This window comes from Bacteroides sp. QWL-09, assembly GCF_058683585.1.
In genome coordinates this window covers 1103502-1123591 of record NZ_CM178748.1, presented here as the reverse complement: position 1 = coordinate 1123591, position 20090 = coordinate 1103502, and the positions used below count along the sequence as shown (strand labels likewise).

The 20090-nt window shown below is 42.7% G+C and carries 15 protein-coding genes; 9 read left to right on the top strand and 6 right to left on the bottom strand.

What is annotated here, in order from left to right:
- Positions 1 to 20 precede the first annotated feature (20 nt).
- On the bottom strand, positions 21 to 2558 hold the full coding sequence (locus tag AC4PG5_RS04420; protein ID WP_492030235.1) for a TonB-dependent receptor: 2538 nt from the start codon (positions 2556 to 2558) through the stop codon (positions 21 to 23).
- A 210-nt stretch (positions 2559 to 2768) separates the two neighbouring features.
- On the opposite strand from AC4PG5_RS04420, the gene AC4PG5_RS04415 reads away from it, so the two are divergent.
- The 8 genes from AC4PG5_RS04415 to AC4PG5_RS04380 all read left to right on the top strand — a co-directional run bounded on the left by AC4PG5_RS04415 (position 2769) and on the right by AC4PG5_RS04380 (position 12326).
- The gene (locus tag AC4PG5_RS04415) at positions 2769 to 3794 is read left to right on the top strand and encodes an endonuclease/exonuclease/phosphatase family protein (RefSeq protein ID WP_492030234.1); all 1026 of its coding nucleotides are present in this window, start codon (positions 2769 to 2771) and stop codon (positions 3792 to 3794) included.
- A gap of 35 nt (positions 3795 to 3829) precedes the next feature.
- Positions 3830 to 4996, top strand: a complete 1167-nt coding sequence (locus AC4PG5_RS04410; protein WP_492030233.1) for a DNA/RNA non-specific endonuclease — start codon at positions 3830 to 3832, stop codon at positions 4994 to 4996.
- A 127-nt stretch (positions 4997 to 5123) separates the two neighbouring features.
- Positions 5124 to 6356 (top strand): Cof-type HAD-IIB family hydrolase, encoded by a 1233-nt coding sequence (locus tag AC4PG5_RS04405; RefSeq protein ID WP_492030232.1) that lies wholly within the window; start codon positions 5124 to 5126, stop codon positions 6354 to 6356.
- The gene (locus tag AC4PG5_RS04400) at positions 6353 to 7450 is read left to right on the top strand and encodes an isochorismate synthase (protein ID WP_492030231.1); all 1098 of its coding nucleotides are present in this window, start codon (positions 6353 to 6355) and stop codon (positions 7448 to 7450) included. The genes AC4PG5_RS04405 and AC4PG5_RS04400 overlap by 4 nt, the downstream gene beginning before the upstream one ends.
- Positions 7451 to 7518: 68 nt before the next feature.
- On the top strand, positions 7519 to 9186 hold the full coding sequence (menD, locus tag AC4PG5_RS04395) for a 2-succinyl-5-enolpyruvyl-6-hydroxy-3-cyclohexene-1-carboxylic-acid synthase (protein ID WP_492030230.1): 1668 nt from the start codon (positions 7519 to 7521) through the stop codon (positions 9184 to 9186).
- Between the two features lie 28 nt (positions 9187 to 9214).
- Positions 9215 to 10039 (top strand): 1,4-dihydroxy-2-naphthoyl-CoA synthase, encoded by an 825-nt coding sequence (gene menB / locus AC4PG5_RS04390; protein WP_492030681.1) that lies wholly within the window; start codon positions 9215 to 9217, stop codon positions 10037 to 10039.
- Between the two features lie 39 nt (positions 10040 to 10078).
- Positions 10079 to 11116: an o-succinylbenzoate synthase gene (locus AC4PG5_RS04385; protein ID WP_492030229.1), complete on the top strand. Its 1038-nt coding sequence runs from the start codon at positions 10079 to 10081 to the stop codon at positions 11114 to 11116.
- Positions 11094 to 12326, top strand: a complete 1233-nt coding sequence (locus AC4PG5_RS04380; protein WP_492030228.1) for an AMP-binding protein — start codon at positions 11094 to 11096, stop codon at positions 12324 to 12326. Before AC4PG5_RS04385 ends, AC4PG5_RS04380 begins: the two co-directional genes overlap by 23 nt.
- Here AC4PG5_RS04380 and AC4PG5_RS04375 read toward each other — a convergent pair.
- From AC4PG5_RS04375 to AC4PG5_RS04365, 3 genes are all read right to left on the bottom strand, one after another.
- Complete coding sequence (locus AC4PG5_RS04375) at positions 12323 to 13540, bottom strand: DNA recombination protein RmuC (RefSeq protein WP_492030227.1); 1218 nt, start codon at positions 13538 to 13540, stop codon at positions 12323 to 12325. The two genes, AC4PG5_RS04380 and AC4PG5_RS04375, sit on opposite strands and share 4 nt — an antisense overlap.
- Positions 13541 to 13630: 90 nt before the next feature.
- Positions 13631 to 14485, bottom strand: coding sequence for a type I methionyl aminopeptidase (gene map / locus AC4PG5_RS04370; RefSeq protein ID WP_492030226.1), 855 nt, complete (start codon positions 14483 to 14485; stop codon positions 13631 to 13633).
- A 62-nt stretch (positions 14486 to 14547) separates the two neighbouring features.
- The gene (locus AC4PG5_RS04365; protein WP_492030225.1) at positions 14548 to 16197 is read right to left on the bottom strand and encodes a B12-binding domain-containing radical SAM protein; all 1650 of its coding nucleotides are present in this window, start codon (positions 16195 to 16197) and stop codon (positions 14548 to 14550) included.
- A gap of 104 nt (positions 16198 to 16301) precedes the next feature.
- Between AC4PG5_RS04365 and AC4PG5_RS04360 the strand changes: the two genes are divergently transcribed.
- Positions 16302 to 16700 (top strand): hypothetical protein, encoded by a 399-nt coding sequence (locus tag AC4PG5_RS04360; RefSeq protein ID WP_492030224.1) that lies wholly within the window; start codon positions 16302 to 16304, stop codon positions 16698 to 16700.
- An 89-nt stretch (positions 16701 to 16789) separates the two neighbouring features.
- On the opposite strand, the gene AC4PG5_RS04355 is transcribed toward AC4PG5_RS04360, so the two are convergent.
- Positions 16790 to 18898: a glycoside hydrolase family 2 protein gene (locus tag AC4PG5_RS04355; protein WP_492030223.1), complete on the bottom strand. Its 2109-nt coding sequence runs from the start codon at positions 18896 to 18898 to the stop codon at positions 16790 to 16792.
- A 152-nt stretch (positions 18899 to 19050) separates the two neighbouring features.
- Positions 19051 to 20067 carry a glycoside hydrolase family 88/105 protein gene (locus AC4PG5_RS04350; protein WP_492030680.1) on the bottom strand — a complete coding sequence of 339 codons (1017 nt, stop codon included), beginning with the start codon at positions 20065 to 20067 and terminating at the stop codon, positions 19051 to 19053.
- Positions 20068 to 20090: the final 23 nt, after the last annotated feature.

Below are 20090 nucleotides of genomic sequence, written 5' to 3'. Positions count from 1 at the left end.
TTTTTATGAGGCATTGGATATTAGAATCTGTATCCTATATTTAGGAAAGCATTGCATGCCGGTGCATAATAATATTTTGAGTTTTTAGAGAAAACATAAGTACGCTCAGAACCGTCTTCGTAGCTATCATCTCTGTTTTGTTCATACCCACCTGTACGAAGGTTAGTATTGTTCAAAATGTTATTAACGCTGAAGTTGATACTTAAGCTATGACCATTCTTCAAACGAATGAGTTTTCCGACAGAAGCGTCCAACATGAAACCACCATCAAGTTGTTCTTGTTCTGGAATAGCTGGAGCAACTGGGTTGCCGTTAGCATCTACTGTACCACCATTGTTCTTACTTAAAACACTACCTAGACGACGATAAGTTGAGAAGTCAAGATATACACGGTGGTAGTAGTTACCGGTGACGTTAAAGAACCAACCAGAAACATTGTAATCTAATCCTAAGCTATAAGCAGAAAGAGGAGTACCGTTGTCTTTTAAACCTTTGCAATAAACGCGGTCGATGTTTGATTCGCTTTCACTCTCGTAAGTACGTACAGCTTCAGGGTTATTCATATAGCGAGCATCCGACCATGTCGCAATCGTAGTCATCGATAGTTCAGGAGTAATTTTGATAGTTGCTCCAAGTTCGACTCCCCAGTTTTCTTTATCGATTCCGTTCATTGATAAGTAAGTGAAACGAGCTTCGTTATCATTGTAGAATGCATCCATTTCAACTTGATCATTGAATCGGGTATAATATCCGCTGATTCGTCCTGTGATAACCGGTGTGCTGAAACGATAACTAAGTTCGCCGTTGTAGATCTTTTCTGTTTTTAATCCTTTTGCGAAGTCGTTTTTGATACGTGGTGCGATGAACGCATTGTATGCTAATGGTGCGCGGTTTTCATAGCTAGCATTTAATTCAATAGAATGATTTCCATTGATGGCATATGTTGCTCCGGCTTTGATTGCTCCTTCAAGGAATTTGGCAGTACCACTTTCTCCTAATGATTTTTGAGGAGCACGACCGTTTCTCATTAAACCGTCACGGAACATTTGTGTCGATCCTATTTTACCGGCTGCAAAATAATTGAATTTATCTTTGTTACCTTGATAGCGTAACCAAGCACTTTGTGTATTGACGTATACATTATAGTTATAGCCAAATTTATCACCTTCACTGATTCTTTTGTTAGGATTGTCCAAGTCGTTTTGGATAATAGGTGAGTTATAGCCATAATCGCGAACAGAGAACTTGTCGATATCAGTATAAAGGTTGCCACCTAGAAGATCTTTCATCTTTTTATAGTGCATACCTTTTGTTGAACTGAAATGAACACCAGCAAGAATCGTGTTATGTTCATTGATGTTATGGTTCAATACCGAGTTTAAGTTGAATGCCAATTGGTCATTGTGGCGTTCTTCTAAATAATATAATGTTTCTTTATTTAAAGCATTAGCTTGTTGGTTGGTAAAGTACATCATATCCCAATCTAGTTGGCGAGCAGCTTTATTGTTTCTCCAATTGTCTGTAACGTAGTGGAATGAAGCTAACTCATCGGCAGACGGAGTGTAATCTTTATCGTAAACATTAAACACAGAACTAGGTAATTTCTTGTAGTAATCCGGACGTGGATCAGAAGCATTTCCACCCCATCCGAGAGCACTTGTTCCATAGTTACTATACCTAGCACCTAAAGAAGTCGTCAATTTGTTCTTTTTGTTAATGTTGAAATCCCATGTTGTTACTAAAGAAGGTTCGAAAGAACGTACAACACGTGCATTTCTTTTTTCTCCGTTTTGGTAACCCCAGTTTGGGTTGTAGTAGTGGCTATTAGCTAAATAGTAAGCTTCTTCGGTTGATGCTCCTTGTTGTCCTCTCTCTGTTGGGGCACCCCAAGTTGTAAATGATAAACTGTGTTTGTCGTTGAACACTTTTTCTAAGCTAAAGAAATATGAAAGCGCATTATAGAATGTACCTTCAATAACACCTTCGTTAGCCCAACGGTAACCGACTGAACCGGTAAAAGCCCAACCGTTATTCATTAAACCTGTTGAATAAGTATACATGCCACGTAAAAGGTAGTTGCGGTTACATCCTGATAGGGTTAATTTTGATCCCGCTCCATATTGACTTGCTCTTACGTTGATATTTGTAGATCCACCAATAGAACCATAGGTGAAGTTATTCATCTCAAATGGGCTGATTCCTTCTTTGTTTCTGGTTGCATCGTTTAATCCGCCGATCAATCCGTAACTGAAACGTCCGGTTTCTGCGTCGTTGAACTGAACTCCATTGATGTACATGTCATTGTATTGAGAGTTGTATCCTCTGACACGAAATCTCATTGGACTAAATAAATAGCCGACATTTGACAAATACACGTCGTTGTTGGAAGAAACAAAAGCCGAAATACTCTGCATAGCATCATCGTCTTCGTTTAATTGCGATTCTGTGAATGTGAAAGATGAATTGTCTTCACGAGCATTTTTTTGAACTTTCTGTTGCGCAAAGATTGCAGGGGAAAGACAAAATAACGCGATCGCTATTCCTAATCTCTGTTTCATAATTAAAAATATTAGTGTTAATTCGTATTAATTCATTTTCAATAATATCCCTTTAGAAAAAAAGGAATGGAATTACAAAAAAACAAAAAAAAAAGGACATAACATGAAAAAAATGCAGAAAAAATGCAGAAAACAGCTGATTTTTCGTTTTCTTTTCAGATATTTGTCAAACAAATGCAATGTTATTAAACAGTAAAACAATATAATGTAATGAAAAGGAAATTAATATTTTTAAGTTTGTTATTGGCTTTTTCAATGACAAACTATGCCCAAGAAAAGAGATATGCTCTTTATAGTGTGGCTTTTTATAATTTGGAGAATTTGTTTGATACCATTCATGATTCAGGTAAAAATGATTACGAATATTTGCCTGATGGTAAGAATAAATGGAATTCTATGAAATATGAGTCCAAATTAAAGAATATGTCGGAGATCTTATCTTTTCTTGCTACAGATAAATTACCGATGGGATCTGCTGTTATTGGACTTTCGGAAGTTGAAAATCGCAGAGTTTTGGAAGACTTGTTGAAACAACCTTCACTTTCGTCTAGGGGTTATAAAATTATACACTATGAAGGAGAAGATAAACGTGGGGTAGATTGTGCCTTTCTTTATAATCCGAAATTCTTTGAATTACAAGAAAGTAAACTTGTTCCTTATGTTTATATAAACGACACTATACATAAAACACGTGGTTTTCTGATTGCTAGCGGAATGATGGCGGATGAGAAAGTTCATTTGATTGTAAACCATTGGCCTTCTCGCGGTGCAACTTCTCCTGCTAGAGAAAGAGCTGGAGAACAAGTACGTGTATTGAAAGATTCTTTGATGGCTGCATATCCTAATTCAAAAGTGATTATTATGGGTGATATGAATGATGACCCAATGGATAAGAGTATGTCTGTTTCATTAGGGGCTAAACGTAAAATGAAGGATGTCGGAGCGACCGACTTATATAATCCATGGTGGGATACCTTGAAGAAAGGTACCGGGACGTTAATGTATAGAGGCCGTTGGAATTTGTTTGACCAAATTGTGATAAGTGGAAATCTGCTTGGAGATGACAGAACAACGTTGAAGTATTATAAAAATGAAATCTTTAGACGTAATTTTATGTTCCAAGAAACAGGCCAATATAAAGGTACCCCATTACGTACTTTTGGTGGGGGAGTATGGCTTAATGGCTATAGCGATCATTTACCGGTTATTATCTATCTTGTTAAAGAGATGAAATAACTTCTATTTATAAATTAAAAGAGTTTTAATAAAACATGAGACAAAGTATGTTAAAGGCTCTGTTGTTGATGATGGTATCAATAATGATTGGAGCTTGTAATGGGGATGAGAAAAATGAGCCGTTGATTAATTCCGACTTTACAGCAGAAACAGACCTGACAAACAATGAAATCAAATCACAAGGTGGTAGTTTCTTTTTGACTATCAAATCGGATGGCGAGTGGAAAATTGAAGCAAACGAAAAATGGTGTGTTTTCAATAGAACCTCTGGTGTAGGGAATGCAACTATAGTTGGTAAAATTCACGCTAATAGTGCGACAGAAGAAAGAAATGCATTGGTTACAATCATATCTGGAGAAAATAAAAAAGAGCTTCGCATTAAACAACTTAAAGGTGATGGATCTACAACTGATCCAGATCCGACTGATCCAACTAACCCTGACCCAGAAAAGCCTTCTGGTTATGCCGGACGTATTGAAATGCCGAAATTAAAAGGTGGAGCTGATAATTTATTCTATACACATACAGTAAATTATAATGGTAAATCGTGTATCAATTACAGTGCCGAATATGACTGCACTAAGAAGCATACGCGTTGGGTTGCTTTTTTCTTTGATAATGTAAACAACCAGAAAAACACTAGTCGTACCGATGATTGGGGGCAAGATCCTAATATTCCTTCGGCATACCGTACTTATAATAGTGATTATGATAGCCCTTATAATCGTGGACACTTGGTGGCATCGGCCGATCGTTATTTGACAAGAGAGGCTAATCAGCAAACTTTCTATTATTCTAATATGAGTCCCCAGATCATCAAGTTTAATGGTGGAATATGGAATCAAATGGAAGAAAAAGTACGTAGCTGGGCTGGTGGGCTTAACGCAAGCGATACATTATATGTGGTTAAAGGTGGACAAATCGATGGGACTATAGCTGATGGCACGCTTCTTGAATACACCGGAAATCATGTTGCTGTTCCACGTCATTATTTCATGGCGCTTTTATCGTTAAGAGGCGGGCAGTATAAGGCAATGGCTTTCTATATCGATCAAAAAGGATATAGTAGCTCTTCAATTGCAAGTTATGCTATCTCTATTGATGCTTTGGAACAAAAGACAGGAATCGACTTCTTCCACAATTTACCAAATGATGTTGAAGATCGTGTAGAAAGTTCCTATAATGCAGGTAGCTGGTTCTAGACTGCTCTGCTGAGAAATAATTATTTAAAGCTATCTCGTTAGTTCGGGATAGCTTTTTTTTTGATTTTGCTTTTCAAGCTACATGCATTTTTTTACCTTTGTATTATATAACGAAACCAGTGAAGCTATGAAGTATAAATTATTAGTACTTGATGTAGACGGAACGCTTTTAAATGAAGCGAAAGAGATCAGTAAACGCACACTGGCTACGCTCTTGAAGGTGCAGCAAATGGGAGTGCGTATTGTATTGGCTTCCGGACGCCCGACGTATGGTTTGATGCCATTGGCTAAACGATTGGAGTTGGGGAACTATGATGGGTTTGTGATCTCTTACAATGGAGGACAGATCATGAAGGCTAGTAACGGAGAACTGCTGTTTCAACGGCGGATTAATCCGGAAATGCTGCCTTATTTGGAAAAAAAGGCTCGAAAGAATGATTTTGCCATTTTGACTTATAATGAGAACGAAGTGGTGACTAATCGGCCTGAAAATGAACATGTGTGTCGTGAGGCTGCATTGAATGGGATGGTGGTCGTTGGCGAAGAGGAATTCTCTACGGCCATTGATTTTGCTCCGTGTAAATGTATGCTGGTGAGCGACGACTTAGATAAACTTATTGATCTTGAAACACACTGGAAGAAACGTCTTAATGGCGCGTTGGATGTGTTTCGATCGGAAGATTACTATTTAGAAGTAGTGCCTTGTGGCATTGATAAAGCAAATTCTTTAGGTGCTTTACTTGAGCTTCTGAATATTAACAGAGATGAAGTGATGGCTATTGGTGATGGTGTCTGTGATGTAGCGATGTTGCAAATGGCCGGTTTGAGTGTTGCTATGGGCAATGCCATCGATTCGGTGAAAGCTTGCGCCGATTGGATTACGGTTTCCAATGAGGAAGATGGGGTAGCGGTCGCTGTTGAAAAAGCCATTCTGGCCGAAGTTCATCCGTCTGAGATTCCTCTTGACCAACTGAATGCGCAAGCTGCGCATGCTTTGATGGGTAATTTAGGTATCCAATATACTTATGCTTCCGAAGACAGAGTAGAGGCCACAATGCCGGTTGATGAACGAACACGTCAACCATTTGGTATTCTGCATGGCGGTGCAACCTTAGCTTTGGCTGAGACGGTTGCGGGATTAGGATCGATGATTCTGTGTCAACCCGATGAAATTGTGGTTGGGATGCAAGTGAGTGGTAACCATATCTCTTCAGCTCATGAAGGGGATACGGTGCGTGCTGTGGGAACGATGGTGCATAAAGGCCGCTCATCGCATATCTGGAATATCGATGTTTTTACTTCAACGAATAAACTGGTTTCTTCTGTTCGAGTGGTCAATAGTGTGATGAAGAAAAGATGACAGAAGAATTTTTGAATATAGATACCGATTTAGAAGCCTTTATTCGTGAAGGTCGATCGTTTGCTTTTTATCGAATTCCGGGTGAGAAGAAGTTTAGTTTTCTGACTCAGTCGACGAATGTAAACGTACAGACTTATCAAGATATAAAGGATTTAAATGGTACATGCGGATTTATTGTTGCTCCATTTCGGGTAACTGAGAACTGCCCGGTTGTTTTGATACAGCCCGATGAGGTGATGAGTTATGATTTGCCGATGGGGGATGTTCAAAATGACAAAGAGGACACTGATCACCTCTTATGGTCCAAAGAGGAACAGTGCTTTGATGACTACCAATCGTGTTTTACGACGTTTATCAAGGCATTACATGGCAGGCGTTTTGATAAATTAGTGCTTTCCCGTTCGCAAACGATTCAACGGGATTCATCGTTTGGATTACTCTCTGCTTTTTTTACGGCTTGCGGGATGTATACCCATTCGTATGTTTATCTGGCTTATACTCCACAAACCGGAGTTTGGCTAGGGAGTACTCCGGAAGTCCTTTTATCGGGTGAACGACTGAACTATTATACGGTGGCATTAGCCGGCACTCAGTCGATTATCAACGGAGTCTTGCCCGATGAATGGGACGAGAAGAACCGCCAAGAACAAGAGTTTGTGGCACAATACATTCGTAAGCAATTGCATTCATTAGGTATTTTACCCCATGAGAGAGGCCCGTTCCCTGCTTTTGCCGGGACGTTGTCGCATCTGAAAACTGAATTCGACTTTTGCTTGTCCAACGAACAGTTGCTTGGCGATTTGTTAGCCTTGCTTCATCCCACACCCGCAGTTTGTGGTTTGCCTAAAGAATCGGCTTATCAGTTTATTCTTGATCATGAAGGATACGATCGCCGATATTATTCCGGATTTGTTGGTTGGCTTAATCCGAAAGGGAAAACCGATATTTATGTGAATTTGCGTTGCATGCAGATTGGCGATAAAGAGTTGACACTTTATGCCGGAGGTGGACTATTAGCCTCTTCTAATCTAGCCGATGAATGGACAGAGACGGAGAAGAAGTTGCAAACCATGAAAAGAATTTCTATTTCATGAATAAAAGACTGTAATTTATGGTCTGAGAGAATTGTTTTTTACTGAGATATAGACTAATCATCCTGCTTATGTTTACAGATAAAAGAAATGTACTTCAACTGGTGGCTTTATTAAAGGCTCATCGGATCACGAAGGTGGTATTATGCCCGGGGAGTCGGAATGTTCCTTTGGTGCATACCTTGTCGACTCATCCGGAGTTTACCTGCTATCCGGCTACAGATGAGCGGAGTGCCGGGTTTTTTGCTTTGGGATTAGCGTTAAATGGGGGGCAACCGGCAGCAGTGTGCTGTACTTCCGGAAGTGCGTTGGTCAACCTATATCCGGCTGTAGCAGAAGCTTATTATCAACAAGTCCCGTTAGTGGTCATCTCGGCCGATCGACCTGCGGCTTGGATCGGTCAGATGGATGGACAGACGATGCCACAACCCGGAGTATTCGGGAGTATGGTGCGTTGCTCGGTCAATTTGCCCGAGGTGCATACGGATGAAGACGATTGGTACTGTAACCGATTGATTAATGAGGCGATACTTGAAACGCAACATCATGGGAAAGGACCGGTGCATATCAATGTCCCAATTTCGGAGCCTCTGTTTAATTTTACAACCGAACAATTGCCTGAGGTGCGTGTGATGACTCGTTATCAAGGATTGAACGTTTACGATCGCGATTATAATGATTTGATCGATCGTTTGAACCAATACAGCAAACGGATGATTGTGGTTGGTCAGATGAACTTGATCTATTTGTTTGAGAAACGATATACGAAACTTTTATATAAGCATTTTGTTTGGCTGACAGAGCATCTGGGAAACCAGACCGTACCCGGCTTGCCGATTAAGAATTTTGATGCCGGAGTGGTGGCCTTATCTGACGAAAAGGCTGAGCAGATGGCCCCTCAATTGTTGATTACTTATGGTGGACACGTGGTGTCGAAGCGGTTGAAGAAATTCCTTCGGAAACATCCACCTAGAGAGCATTGGCATGTGGCAAAGGATGGGCAGATTGTCGATTTGTATGGCACGTTGACAACGGTGATTGAGATGGACCCTTTTGAATTCTTAGAAAAGATTTCCGGATTGTTGGACACCCGTACGCCGGTTTACCCACAACTTTGGGAGAATTTCTCCAACACGATTCCGGAACCTTCGTTCGCTTACTCGGAGATGACCGTGGTTGAGAAAATGATGAAGGCTTTACCGCCAGAGTGTGCGTTACACCTCGCTAATAGCTCGGTGGTTCGCTATGCCCAACTGTATGCACTGCCTTCGACAGTTGAAGTTTGCTGTAACCGTGGAATTAATGGGATCGACGGATCGCTGTCGACTGCCATTGGTTATGCTGCCGCTTCCGATAAGCTGAACTTTGTGGCGATAGGCGATTTAAGTTTCTTTTATGATATGAATGCACTTTGGCTGACAACCATTAAGCCTAATCTACGTATTCTTTTGTTGAATAATGGTGGAGGGGAAATCTTCCACACCTTGCCGGGATTAGAGATGTCTGGTACCTCGCATAAATATATTACGGCCGTGCATAAGACCTCGGCGAAAGGTTGGGCCGAGGAGCGTGGGTTTATCTATAAAATGGTCGAACACGAGGAAGAGTTGGAAGAAGCAATGACGTTCTTCACGCAGCCGGAAGAGACTGAGAAACCTCTTTTACTAGAGGTGTTTACGAATAAGAACAAAGATGCTCGCATCTTGAAAGATTATTATCAACAACTGAAGAACTTATAAAATTAAATAATTCACACTAATAATAGAGATTATGGCTCAAAGAGAATGGACGACGATCCGAGAATATGAAGATATTCTATTTGATTATTATAATGGCATTGCTCGAATTACGATCAATCGCGAACGTTACCGTAACGCCTTTACACCGACTACAACCGCTGAGATGAGTGATGCACTTCGCATCTGTCGCGAGGAAGGTGATATTGACGTGATTGTGATAACCGGTGCCGGTGATAAAGCGTTTTGTTCGGGTGGCGATCAGAACGTAAAGGGACGCGGCGGCTATATTGGTAAGGATGGCATACCTCGTTTGAGTGTGCTTGATGTGCAGAAACAGATTCGTAGCATTCCGAAACCGGTCATTGCTGCGGTCAATGGTTATGCGATTGGCGGGGGACATGTGTTGCATGTGGTGTGCGACTTGTCGATTGCTTCTGAGAACGCCATCTTTGGTCAGACCGGTCCACGTGTGGGTAGTTTTGATGCCGGTTTTGGGGCCTCTTATTTGGCTCGTGTTGTGGGACAGAAAAAAGCGCGTGAGATTTGGTTCCTTTGTCGTCAATACAATGCCGAACAAGCCCTTGAAATGGGATTAGTGAATAAAGTGGTGCCGTTGGAACAATTGGAAGATGAATATGTACAATGGGCTGAAGAGATGATGCTGCTTAGTCCGTTAGCTCTTCGCATGATTAAAGCCGGATTGAATGCCGAATTGGATGGACAAGCGGGTATCCAAGAATTGGCGGGTGATGCGACTTTGTTATATTACCTCACCGATGAAGCTCAAGAAGGAAAGCATGCTTTTCTTGAAAAACGTAAACCAAACTTTAAGCAATACCCTAAATTCCCATAGTCGCTTGGGAGAGAGAAGTCAAGTCTAAAACATAAAGTCATGAATTGTCAGTTGGCCGTTGTGCCTAAACAATTACATTTTAAATCTCCTGCCGGAACCTCACGTGGTGTTTATACCACCCGGCAGGTTTGGTATATTCAGGTCACCTCGTCAGACTATCCCGGTCGAGTTGGGATAGGAGAGTGTGCGCCTTTGCCTCAGCTAAGTTGCGACGACTATCCCGATTACGAAGAGAGACTTCGAGCAATTTGTCGATCCGTCGAACAGCACGATGGCGTCTATGATGCCGAATCCCTAAGAGCTTTTCCTTCGATGTTATTTGGTCTGGAAACGGCTTTCCTTCACCTGACTAAAGGTAGTTTGGCGCTTTTTGACACTCCTTTCTCGCGTGGTGAACAAGGTATTCCGATTAATGGATTAATCTGGATGGGCCATTATCGGGAGATGCTGGCTCAAATCGAAAAGAAAGTTGCAGAGAATTATCGTTGTATCAAATTGAAAATAGGAGCCATAGCGTTTGAACAAGAATTGGATTTATTGCGACATATTCGTTCGGCTTTTTCGGCCAAGGAGATTGAATTGAGAGTCGATGCCAATGGTGCCTTTGAGCCCCATGTGGCGCTTGATCGATTAAAACAGCTGTCCGAGTTCGATCTTCATTCCATTGAGCAACCTATTCGGGCCGGACAATGGGAGGAGATGGCGCGGTTGACCGAATTATCGCCTTTGCCTATTGCGTTCGACGAAGAACTGATCGGCTGGCACACTTGGGAACAAAAAGGGAACCTATTGGATGCCCTTCATCCTCATTATATCGTTCTTAAACCTTCTCTACATGGCGGCATGAGAGGAAGTGCGGAATGGATTAGAGCGGCCGAGCAACGAAACATCGGATGGTGGATCACCTCCGCTTTAGAGTCGAATGTCGGACTGAATGCCATTGCTCAATGGTGTGCTACTTATCCGAACTTAATGCCTCAAGGATTAGGCACAGGACTCCTGTTTACCGATAATATTGATCTCCCATTAGAAATACGTAAAGACTGTTTGTGGTATGGCACAGCTGATCATGAATAGAGACGATCAACGGTTGTGGTTGGACGGACGGCGCTATACTCCGGAAGAGATTCGTCGGTGGACAGGCGACTCCGATCGAACCCTTTCCGCCGAAAAGCGGGAACTCTTTACCTTCCTACAGCGTTGGTTCGATGATTCCGAAAAGCTGACGGTACAAACCTCCGGATCGACAGGAACTCCCAAACGATACGAGGTCCGCAAAGATCGCATGATAGAGAGTGCCTGCATGACTTGTACCTTTTTAAACTTACAACCCGGAGAGTCGGCTTTGCTTTGCATGAATCTACGGTACATTGGAGCGATGATGATGGTGGTTCGCGCGCTCGTTGCCGGTTTGCATCTCACGGTTCGCCCTGCAAGTGGTTCTCCGTTGGAACACGTTGACCAACCAATCGATTTTGCGGCCATGGTACCCTTGCAAGTGTACACTTCCTTAAATCAGCCCGAAACCAAAGCGCGTCTGAGTCGTATCGGTCGCCTGATCATTGGTGGGGGAGCCATTAGTCGCGACCTAGAAGCACAACTTCGCTTGTTGCCTCATCCCATCTATTCGACCTACGGCATGACGGAGACCCTTTCTCACATTGCGTTGAGAAGGATTAATGGTCCGGAAGCGGATGCTTATTATCGACCTTTTTCCGGAGTGACGCTATCGTTATCCGTCGATCAAGCCTTGGTGATCAATGCACCCGGTCTTTGTGATACCCCGTTGCAGACCAACGACGTGGCCGAACTTTGTGCCGATGGCCGATTTCGTGTGATCGGACGCTTAGACAATGTCATCAATAGTGGTGGTATAAAAGTTCAGATAGAAGTGGTCGAAGAACAACTCCGCTCGTTGATTGATCGCCCATTTGCGATCACCTCTATTCCCGACGATCGATTGGGAGAGGCTGTCGTCTTGTTGCTGGCGCAGTCGGTTGATGCAGCTCAGTCGGTTAGTATAGCTCAGTCGGTTAGTATAGCTCAGTCGGTTAGTATAGCTCAGTCGGTTGATGCCGCTAATGCTAATAGTGTAGCCAATGCGGATAGTCGTGCAGTTAATGCGGATCGTGCAGATCATCTGAACAACTTGATGGAGCAGATGAAAGCCTTACTGCCTCTTTATCATTCGCCCAAGTGTATCCTGCTGACCGATATCATCCCATTAACAGACAACGGAAAAGTCGATCGGCTCGCTTGCCGTAAGTTAGCCCAAGAATTGGCTTAATCTTCCTCGTCGCCATCCAAAGGAAGGAGGTTGCGACTCTCGTGATCCGGTAATTTCTCCACTTGACGGAGCTTTCGTTCGATGGCCCGCGTGCGTTTGCCAATGACCTCTTCCAATTGATCACCTGCATTTTGCAGATTCTTCTGAACCTTTTCCAGCAAACCGCCGAACTTTCCGAACTCTGTCTTTACGGCACCCAATACATTCCAAACCTCCCCGGTTCGTTTCTGTATCGCTAATGTCCGGAATCCCATTTGCAAACTATTTAAGATAGCGCCTAGAGTGGTTGGCCCGGTAACCACCACCTTATATTCTTTTTGTAGGGTTTCGATGAGAGCCGTGCGGCGAATCACTTCAGCATAAATACTCTCGAAGGGTAAAAATAGAATGGCAAAGTCCGTTGTAAACGGTGGATCCACATATTTGTCGTGAATATCTTTAGCCATCTTCTTGATGGTCGTCTCCAACTGTTTACCCGACGATTCCATTAAAGCCGCATCGCCTGCCTCGAAGGCATCGTAATATTGCTCGTATACATCCTTCGGGAATTTCGCATCAATCGGCAGATAAACCGTGGTCTGATCCTCATCCTTTCCCGGTAACTTAATGGCAAACTCCACAAACTCACTACCACTCTTCTTGGTCTTGACATTCGCATCATATTGCTCAGGGCTCATCATTTGCTCCAATAACGCTCCCAGTTGCACTTCACCAAAAGTACCCCTCATCTTCACATTGCTTAGCACCTTTTTGAGTCCCCCAACATCTTGTGCCAGAGATTTCATCTCACCCAACCCCTTCTGCACATTCTCCAATTGCGACCGGACAATCTCAAACGATTGTCCGATGCGCTCATTCAGAGTTTTTTGGAGTTTCTCTTCCACCATCAGACGCATATCGTCCAGACGCTTCTCTGTCGATTGAAGAAGCGCCTCCTGTTGGCGTCCCATCGTGTCGAACTTCTGTCTTTGGAGTTCGTTAGTAGCCATCATATTCTTATGCAAAGCATCCAACATCTGTTGCATGCTCTGATTTAAGGTCTGAGTCAATTCCATACGTAACTCTCTGAGACTGCGATTCAGCTCTTCACGGTTTTCCTGCATCTGCGTGCGTAAAGCCGATTCGAATTCCGCCTGATTATTTTTCTTGGTCAGCAGAAGAATCAAGATCACGACCAAGCAGGCCAAGATGATAGTGAGTAAGATTAATTCCATAATGATAGATCGAATACGATCAATTTAGTCCGTTATACTCTTGTTAGTCTTTAGTTCGTTAGGACTTTATTTAGTCCATTATAACTTCGCTTAGTAAGTTAAGATTTCATTTCCCGTTTCGGTGATCAGCAGCATATTTTCCCACTGTGCAGAAGGGAGACCATCATCGGTACAAACGGTCCACTCGTCATTCTCATCCACAAAGACGTCATACGTTCCCATGTTGATCATCGGCTCGATAGTAAACGTCATGCCCGGCACAATCAACATCCCTGTTCCAGGTCGTCCAAAGTGTTCCACATCAGGCTCTTCATGAAATTTGACTCCCACACCATGTCCGCAGAGGTCGCGCACCACACTGAATCCATTCTGTTCAGCATGCTTCTGAATAGCCGCACCGACATCGCCCAATTGTGCCCATGGCTGAGCTTTCTCGATACCAATTTCCAGGCACTCTTTAGTCACCCGAACTAGCTTTTGCATCTCCGGACTGACCTCGCCAATCATGAACATACGCGAAGCATCGGAAAAATAACCGTTATAGATGGTCGACACATCCACATTAATGATGTCCCCACTCTTTAGAATCTCGTGTTCACTCGGAATGCCATGACAAACCACATCATTAATGCTTGTGCATACACTCTTAGGAAATCCCTCATAGTTGAGTGGGGCAGGGATAGCCCCATGCGCCGTTGTAAAATCATAGGCCAATTGATCAATCTCGGCGGTCGACATTCCTTCGTGAATGTGCTTGGCAATATGATCGAGCAATGCCGTATTAATCTTGGCACTCTCTTTGATCCCTTCGATCTGCTCAGGCGTACGCAACATCTTTCGTGGAGGAAGTTTATACCCTCTTTTTCTATAGTTTTGAATCTTTTTTTCTACCTCATCCGAATAATTAGAGGGCGTAAAACGGAATCCCTTAATCACATTTTTCATTATTATATCATATTTATTGATGCTGAACTCGATCACTCTAGTTCGCATCCTTTTTATTTCGTTTATAAATTAGTCGCCTTGAATACCGGTTCAGCCTTTTGAATCTCCGATTCGAATCCAAACCAATACCCTTTGCCCTCGTCATCGACCGGCAAGAAACAAAGTCGCAAGCTCTCTTTATACTCTCCCGAAAGAACCGTCCATGTTTCCGGTGGCACTTGGCGTTTCGTTCTCACTCTTTCCGCCGGGGCTTTTTTGAGCGACATGCCCGCTTCAATCCATGCGATAGAAACATCCGTCAGTTCCTGTGGATAATTCCTTTTACAGAAATCGTAAAGAATCAACCCGCGTCTTTCCAAACTCAAGGGGTTGTCGATCACATCTTTCTCTGTCAGCTCCTCCAACAGCCTATGAATGAAATCCTCATGACGAAGAATCAGTTGTCGCGTGATCTTTCGCCACACCGGTGTATTGTAAAATCCATCCAAGAGGCGCGACAAGCGTTGCGAGACTTGTAACTCTTGTGGCGTAATCTCATTCGTTTGCAACACCTCGTAAGGCGGAAGTGGCGAATAACGAATGCCTAATTCCTCAGCCCGTCTACGCATTTCCGTTCCGGGTAATAGTTTCAACGATTCCAACTGAATCTCTCCCGCACCAAAATCGGCTAAAACCCTAATATCTTCGAAGATCTCATTCAATCGATACAACGGTAATCCCGCGATAAGGTCGGCATGCGTTTCCATATTGGGCAGCGAACAAAGAAACCGTAATCCCTCTAAAGCTAGCGAGAGATGCCCCATTCGTTTGCAAGCCTTCAGTACCGGTTCCCTTAAACTCTGTATTCCCGCTTCCAGATGTAATAAACCTTTTGGCAGAGTCTTCAATTCAGCCTTTAACTCCTCAGAAAGCAAAGCCGGATGAATTTCAAGGTGAAAACAGATATCCGGAGCATATTGTTTGAATAAGTCGAGCATCTCTTTGGCCCGTCTATTATTATAGTTAAAGGTTCGGTCGAGTACACGCACGTTTTTGATCCCCTTCCGGTGAATGCGATCAAGCTGGCGTTTCACCTTTTCCAATGGAATCACCCTTAACGGTTTTTCGCCACCACTGACACAAAACGCACACGTGTTGAAACATCCTCTGGTGGTTTCCAACTGCACAAACGGTTTGCTCCAATTATAGAACGCACTCTCCTGAGGGGAGACCAGTCCGTTAAAGTCGGCCACCCGTGCGATGCCATGATCCACATATTCCCCCGATGCCTTTAAAAGGCAAAGTCCCGGGATCTCTTCTTCTTCGAAGTTGAACTGAAGGTTCTTCGATAGCTTTTCCAGAAAGAGCGGAACCGATTCTTCGCCCTCGCCACGAAATACAAACCGAATAAATGGGTGATGTTCCAGGAATAATCTATTATCTCCAAGGAATTCCGGTCCCCCGAGTGCGATGATACATTGAGGGAGAAGTGCATGAACTCTCGATAAAATATGAATCAGTTCTTCGTGGTTGAACAACCAGCAAGTCGCTGTAATTAAGTCGGGTTTATGTTGAAAGATTTGGTCAACAATCATTCCGACGTTTTCGTTGATGGTTGCTGATAGAATATTCCATTCTATATCAGTCAGTTCTTGAGTCTGTGCATGAATAGCAGGTAAAGCAAGAGAAGAATGGGCGTATGAGCTGTTTAAATCAAGCCAAAGAAGTTTCATGTGATAATGCATATAATTTAGTTACAAAGATATAAAATGTAACTGTGAAACATTCCTCTTTTTAGTAATTGTGTTATTTTTGTAGAAATTTAAACTTTAAAGATATGAAAAAAATGAAATTTTCTTTGATAGGAGTGCTGCTCTTGACTCTTTTGATCGGGGTCTCGTCCTGCCAAAGTGACGAAACGATCTACGATCGTGTTGTAGGACGCACTTGGGTTGGTGATCTAGGTTTCTCTGACCAAGAAGGTCCATTAGAAAGTGGCATATACTTTGGATCAGATGGATTTGGTGAAGATAAATTAACACCATTTGGAGTTGATCAAGTTGTTCGGACCCTACGTGTTCAATGGCATGTCAATGACCAAACGATATACATTAGTTATGGAAATGTTGCAGAACCACGTGAGATTCGTGGAGCCTACGTATCTAGTGGTCGATTAAATGGAGAATTATATATCGGTGGTCGTTATTTTGACTCTATAACCTTGCGTTTATATTAAAAAGTCATATAATTTTGTTAAACTAAAAAAGGAGCATAACGCTCCTTTTTTTTATGATAGATCTCTTATCTGATCATTACATTGAATAACTACCAACCTGCATGTTCATTTTTGTTTTCTTTAGAGTCGACTTCCCGTTCCTTCTCTCCGGTATAGTTCCACTCAATTTCATCGGTCAACTCTTTCCCATCAATAGCTACGACGGCTTTTAACGTGTTTTTCCCTTCACTCAATGTTACTTGGTCGAACACATAATGAACCGCCGTATAGCCTTGGCGGATACCGGCTAATTGTTGCCCGTTTAGGTATACATTAGGCGTACCTACATTACAATAAACGGTTACGGAAGTCTGCTTTTTCTCCCGGTTTACATTGCGGCGTTGTGTCAGATAAAGCACAGGTTCTTTACTCCAATTGGCCTTATACCAGAAATAAGAATCTTTTTTAGTTTTTCGGTCGAAGGTCACTAATCCTTTTAGGTTACGTGCTTCCACTCCTCCACGTGTCCACATGGGCACAGCAAAATCGAACATATTCCATAAATAGGAAGCAATGATGTAAGGATGCTTGGCAATAACAGACCATTGATATTCGTGTGTTTTAGTCTGAAAAGTTTCGGGATAGAAAGGCTTACCCCAGTTAAGCGCATCTCCCAATAGTTCTGTTTGATGATCCAAGTTGGCATCAGCGCCATATTCCGTTAGCATTAGTTTCTGCCAAGGATAGTTCTTTTCCAACCCCTCGACCCATGGCTCAATATCCTGAATCTTCTTTTCGTACCAGCCAAAATAGCGATTCATCCCCTGAATATCGGCATTCTGATTCACCGGATGTTCTGCATGTCCATATCCGTTTACAGCCACTGTATATCGGTCGGGATCTTCGGTCTTGGCTAAATCATGGAGGGATTGAGTCAATGCGGAAGTATATTCATGTGGGTGATACACCTCATTATGTAACCCCCACACATAGATAGAAGGGTGATTAAAGCTTTGACGGATGAGTTCGCGAAGCTGACTTTGTGCATTCTCCGTTTCATAACCCGTTACACGGTTTACAAAAGGTATTTCTGCCCAGATCACTAACCCTAATGAATCGCAACGCGAATAAAGATATTCCGACTGCTGATAGTGAGCAAAACGAACTGTAGTAGCCCCCACATCCATAATGGTAGCCAGATCAAAGTCATGGTGCTCGTTTTTCAGTGCACTACCTAATCCCCACCAGTCTTGATGGCGAGTAACGCCATACATTGGATATTTCTTATCATTTAGATAGAAGCCTTTACCTGCAACGATCTCGTATTTTCGTACACCTAATGGTTGTACCACCTCATCGACAATTCGCTTCCCGTCAAGCAAGCGAGAAACAACTTTATACAAATAAGGGTCTTCACGTCCCTGCCAAAGGTGAGGATTACGAAGTTTAAAGGTTGAACTATACGTTTGTGTACCTTGTGGAGTGAGATCGAACGATTGTCTATGACTATCGACCTTTTTTCCTTCACGGCTATAGATCACATTCTCAAGTGTCAACGCAACAGGTGCGAGCGAACCATTATCTAACTTAACCTTTACGGTAACATCGGCCGATTTCTTCGATACATCTTTTTGTGTAATGTACACTCCCGGAGAAGCACAATCGGTCACTGTAATGTTAGTCGGTTCGGTCACGATCAACCATACAGGACGATAGATACCGCCGTACACACCAAATAGATTATGGTTGACCGGAATTACATCTGGGCGAGCTGTATTATCGGCTTTTACCATAATTTCATTTTCTACTCCCCAGCTCAAGGCAGTACCTATTTCACAGGCAAAGGCCGAGTATCCACCTTTGTGCGTTCCTACCAATTTGCTGTTTACATATACTTCGGCATTGGCACCTACTCCTTCAAAGCGCAGAAAGAGACGCTTCCCTTTCAGTTCTTCGCCGAAAAACTGTTTCTTCTTGTAATAACCTACTCCTTCGTAAAAAGAGGCTGCTTTCACCTGCATATCTTTAGCATTCCAGGTATGAGGAATTTCTACTTCGCTCCATTTACTGTCCCATTGAGCAGCAACACGCATGGGCTCCGAAGAAAAGGGCCCCCGTTTGAACTGCCAACCCGAATTGAAAGAGGTAACCTCGCGAGCCGTCACTGTCATAGCCCAGAGAGAAAGCAGACAGATAGCCATCCGTTTTATTATCAACATTCCATTCATTTGTTTTTTGTATTAGTTTAATGCCTTGCAAAGATAACTTTAAATGGATCTTTCAAATGCTAAATTTCTCCCAATTATGTGACCATATTGTCCGTTTATCTTAAACATGCATCTATCTGTTTTTATCTTGATACAATAAAAAATCATTCTGCCATTTTATAAATTTGGCAACCAGCTAGTAAGAAAGCACCTACACCATAGACCTCGGTCATCTCCCTGGTTACTTTCTTAGGGTCGGCACCGATCGGTTGTACAAAGCCCAACTTGCCATCAAAGTCTATAGCACTAGTCAATGCTTTCCAGCCTTTTACTACAACGGGCAGATACGTTTCTCTATTCAATAATCCCTCATTTATACCATAAGCCAATGCGTACACAATAAATCCTGTAGCACTCGTCTCTGGAGAAGGATAAGAAGCCGGGTCGAGTAAACTTGCATGCCAGTATCCATGGGGACTTTGAAGTGTTGCAATGCGATGGCACATCAGAATAAAGAGCTTTTCATAGAAAGTACGATTTTTATCTTTACGTGGTAACTCTTGTAACATTTCGGTTAGCCCTCCAAGTACCCAGCCATTTCCACGTCCCCAGAATACTTTAGCGCCATTATTTTCCCGCTGTTTAAAATAGCGCCAATCGCGATAAAATAAGTTTTCTTCTTTGTCGAATAAATAGTTGTAAGAAACTTTATATTCGCGATTCATAAACTGGATGTATTTCTTATCTCCCGTAAGTACATAAAGTTTAGTATAAGTAGGAGGTGCCATAAATAGCGCATCACACCAAGTCCAGCGTTCCAAGGTTTCTACCTTACTGTAATCGAGTTCAAAAGAACCTTTCGAAGGATGAGATATTACCCACTCAGCACGGGCAATAGTAGGGTTTAGCATGGCCTGATTCTTATACTTGCGATATAGGTCAATAAAAACTTGGGAAACGGCAATATCATCAGCATGGTACATACGTTTATCGGGATGCCAACCATTGCGTCGGCCAATAGCTGTGAGCCATTTATAATATGTGGCATCATTATCTTGCTTCTCGGCCAGTTCCGCCCAATCGATCATTCCCATATATAACGCGGCATTTGTCCAATTCAGATCGCCATGTTCATATCCGGTATTCGGGTTAGCAATCTGCCAATCGGCTACACGCTTCATGTCGTTTTTTACTTCGGTTTTAG

Excerpts from the sequence above, each read along its gene's own strand:
- AC4PG5_RS04420 (WP_492030235.1), bottom strand. The coding sequence starts at position 2,558 with ATGAAACAGAGATTAGGAATAGCGATCGCGTTATTTTGTCTTTCCCCT.
- AC4PG5_RS04415 (WP_492030234.1), top strand. The coding sequence starts at position 2,769 with ATGAAAAGGAAATTAATATTTTTAAGTTTGTTATTGGCTTTTTCAATG.
- AC4PG5_RS04410 (WP_492030233.1), top strand. The coding sequence starts at position 3,830 with ATGAGACAAAGTATGTTAAAGGCTCTGTTGTTGATGATGGTATCAATA.
- AC4PG5_RS04405 (WP_492030232.1), top strand. The coding sequence starts at position 5,124 with ATGAAGTATAAATTATTAGTACTTGATGTAGACGGAACGCTTTTAAAT.
- AC4PG5_RS04400 (WP_492030231.1), top strand. The coding sequence starts at position 6,353 with ATGACAGAAGAATTTTTGAATATAGATACCGATTTAGAAGCCTTTATT.
- menD (WP_492030230.1), top strand. The coding sequence starts at position 7,519 with ATGTTTACAGATAAAAGAAATGTACTTCAACTGGTGGCTTTATTAAAG.
- AC4PG5_RS04385 (WP_492030229.1), top strand. The coding sequence starts at position 10,079 with ATGAATTGTCAGTTGGCCGTTGTGCCTAAACAATTACATTTTAAATCT.
- AC4PG5_RS04380 (WP_492030228.1), top strand. The coding sequence starts at position 11,094 with ATGGCACAGCTGATCATGAATAGAGACGATCAACGGTTGTGGTTGGAC.
- AC4PG5_RS04375 (WP_492030227.1), bottom strand. The coding sequence starts at position 13,540 with ATGGAATTAATCTTACTCACTATCATCTTGGCCTGCTTGGTCGTGATC.
- map (WP_492030226.1), bottom strand. The coding sequence starts at position 14,485 with ATGAAAAATGTGATTAAGGGATTCCGTTTTACGCCCTCTAATTATTCG.
- AC4PG5_RS04365 (WP_492030225.1), bottom strand. The coding sequence starts at position 16,197 with ATGAAACTTCTTTGGCTTGATTTAAACAGCTCATACGCCCATTCTTCT.
- AC4PG5_RS04360 (WP_492030224.1), top strand. The coding sequence starts at position 16,302 with ATGAAAAAAATGAAATTTTCTTTGATAGGAGTGCTGCTCTTGACTCTT.
- AC4PG5_RS04355 (WP_492030223.1), bottom strand. The coding sequence starts at position 18,898 with ATGTTGATAATAAAACGGATGGCTATCTGTCTGCTTTCTCTCTGGGCT.
- AC4PG5_RS04350 (WP_492030680.1), bottom strand. The coding sequence starts at position 20,067 with ATGAAGCGTGTAGCCGATTGGCAGATTGCTAACCCGAATACCGGATAT.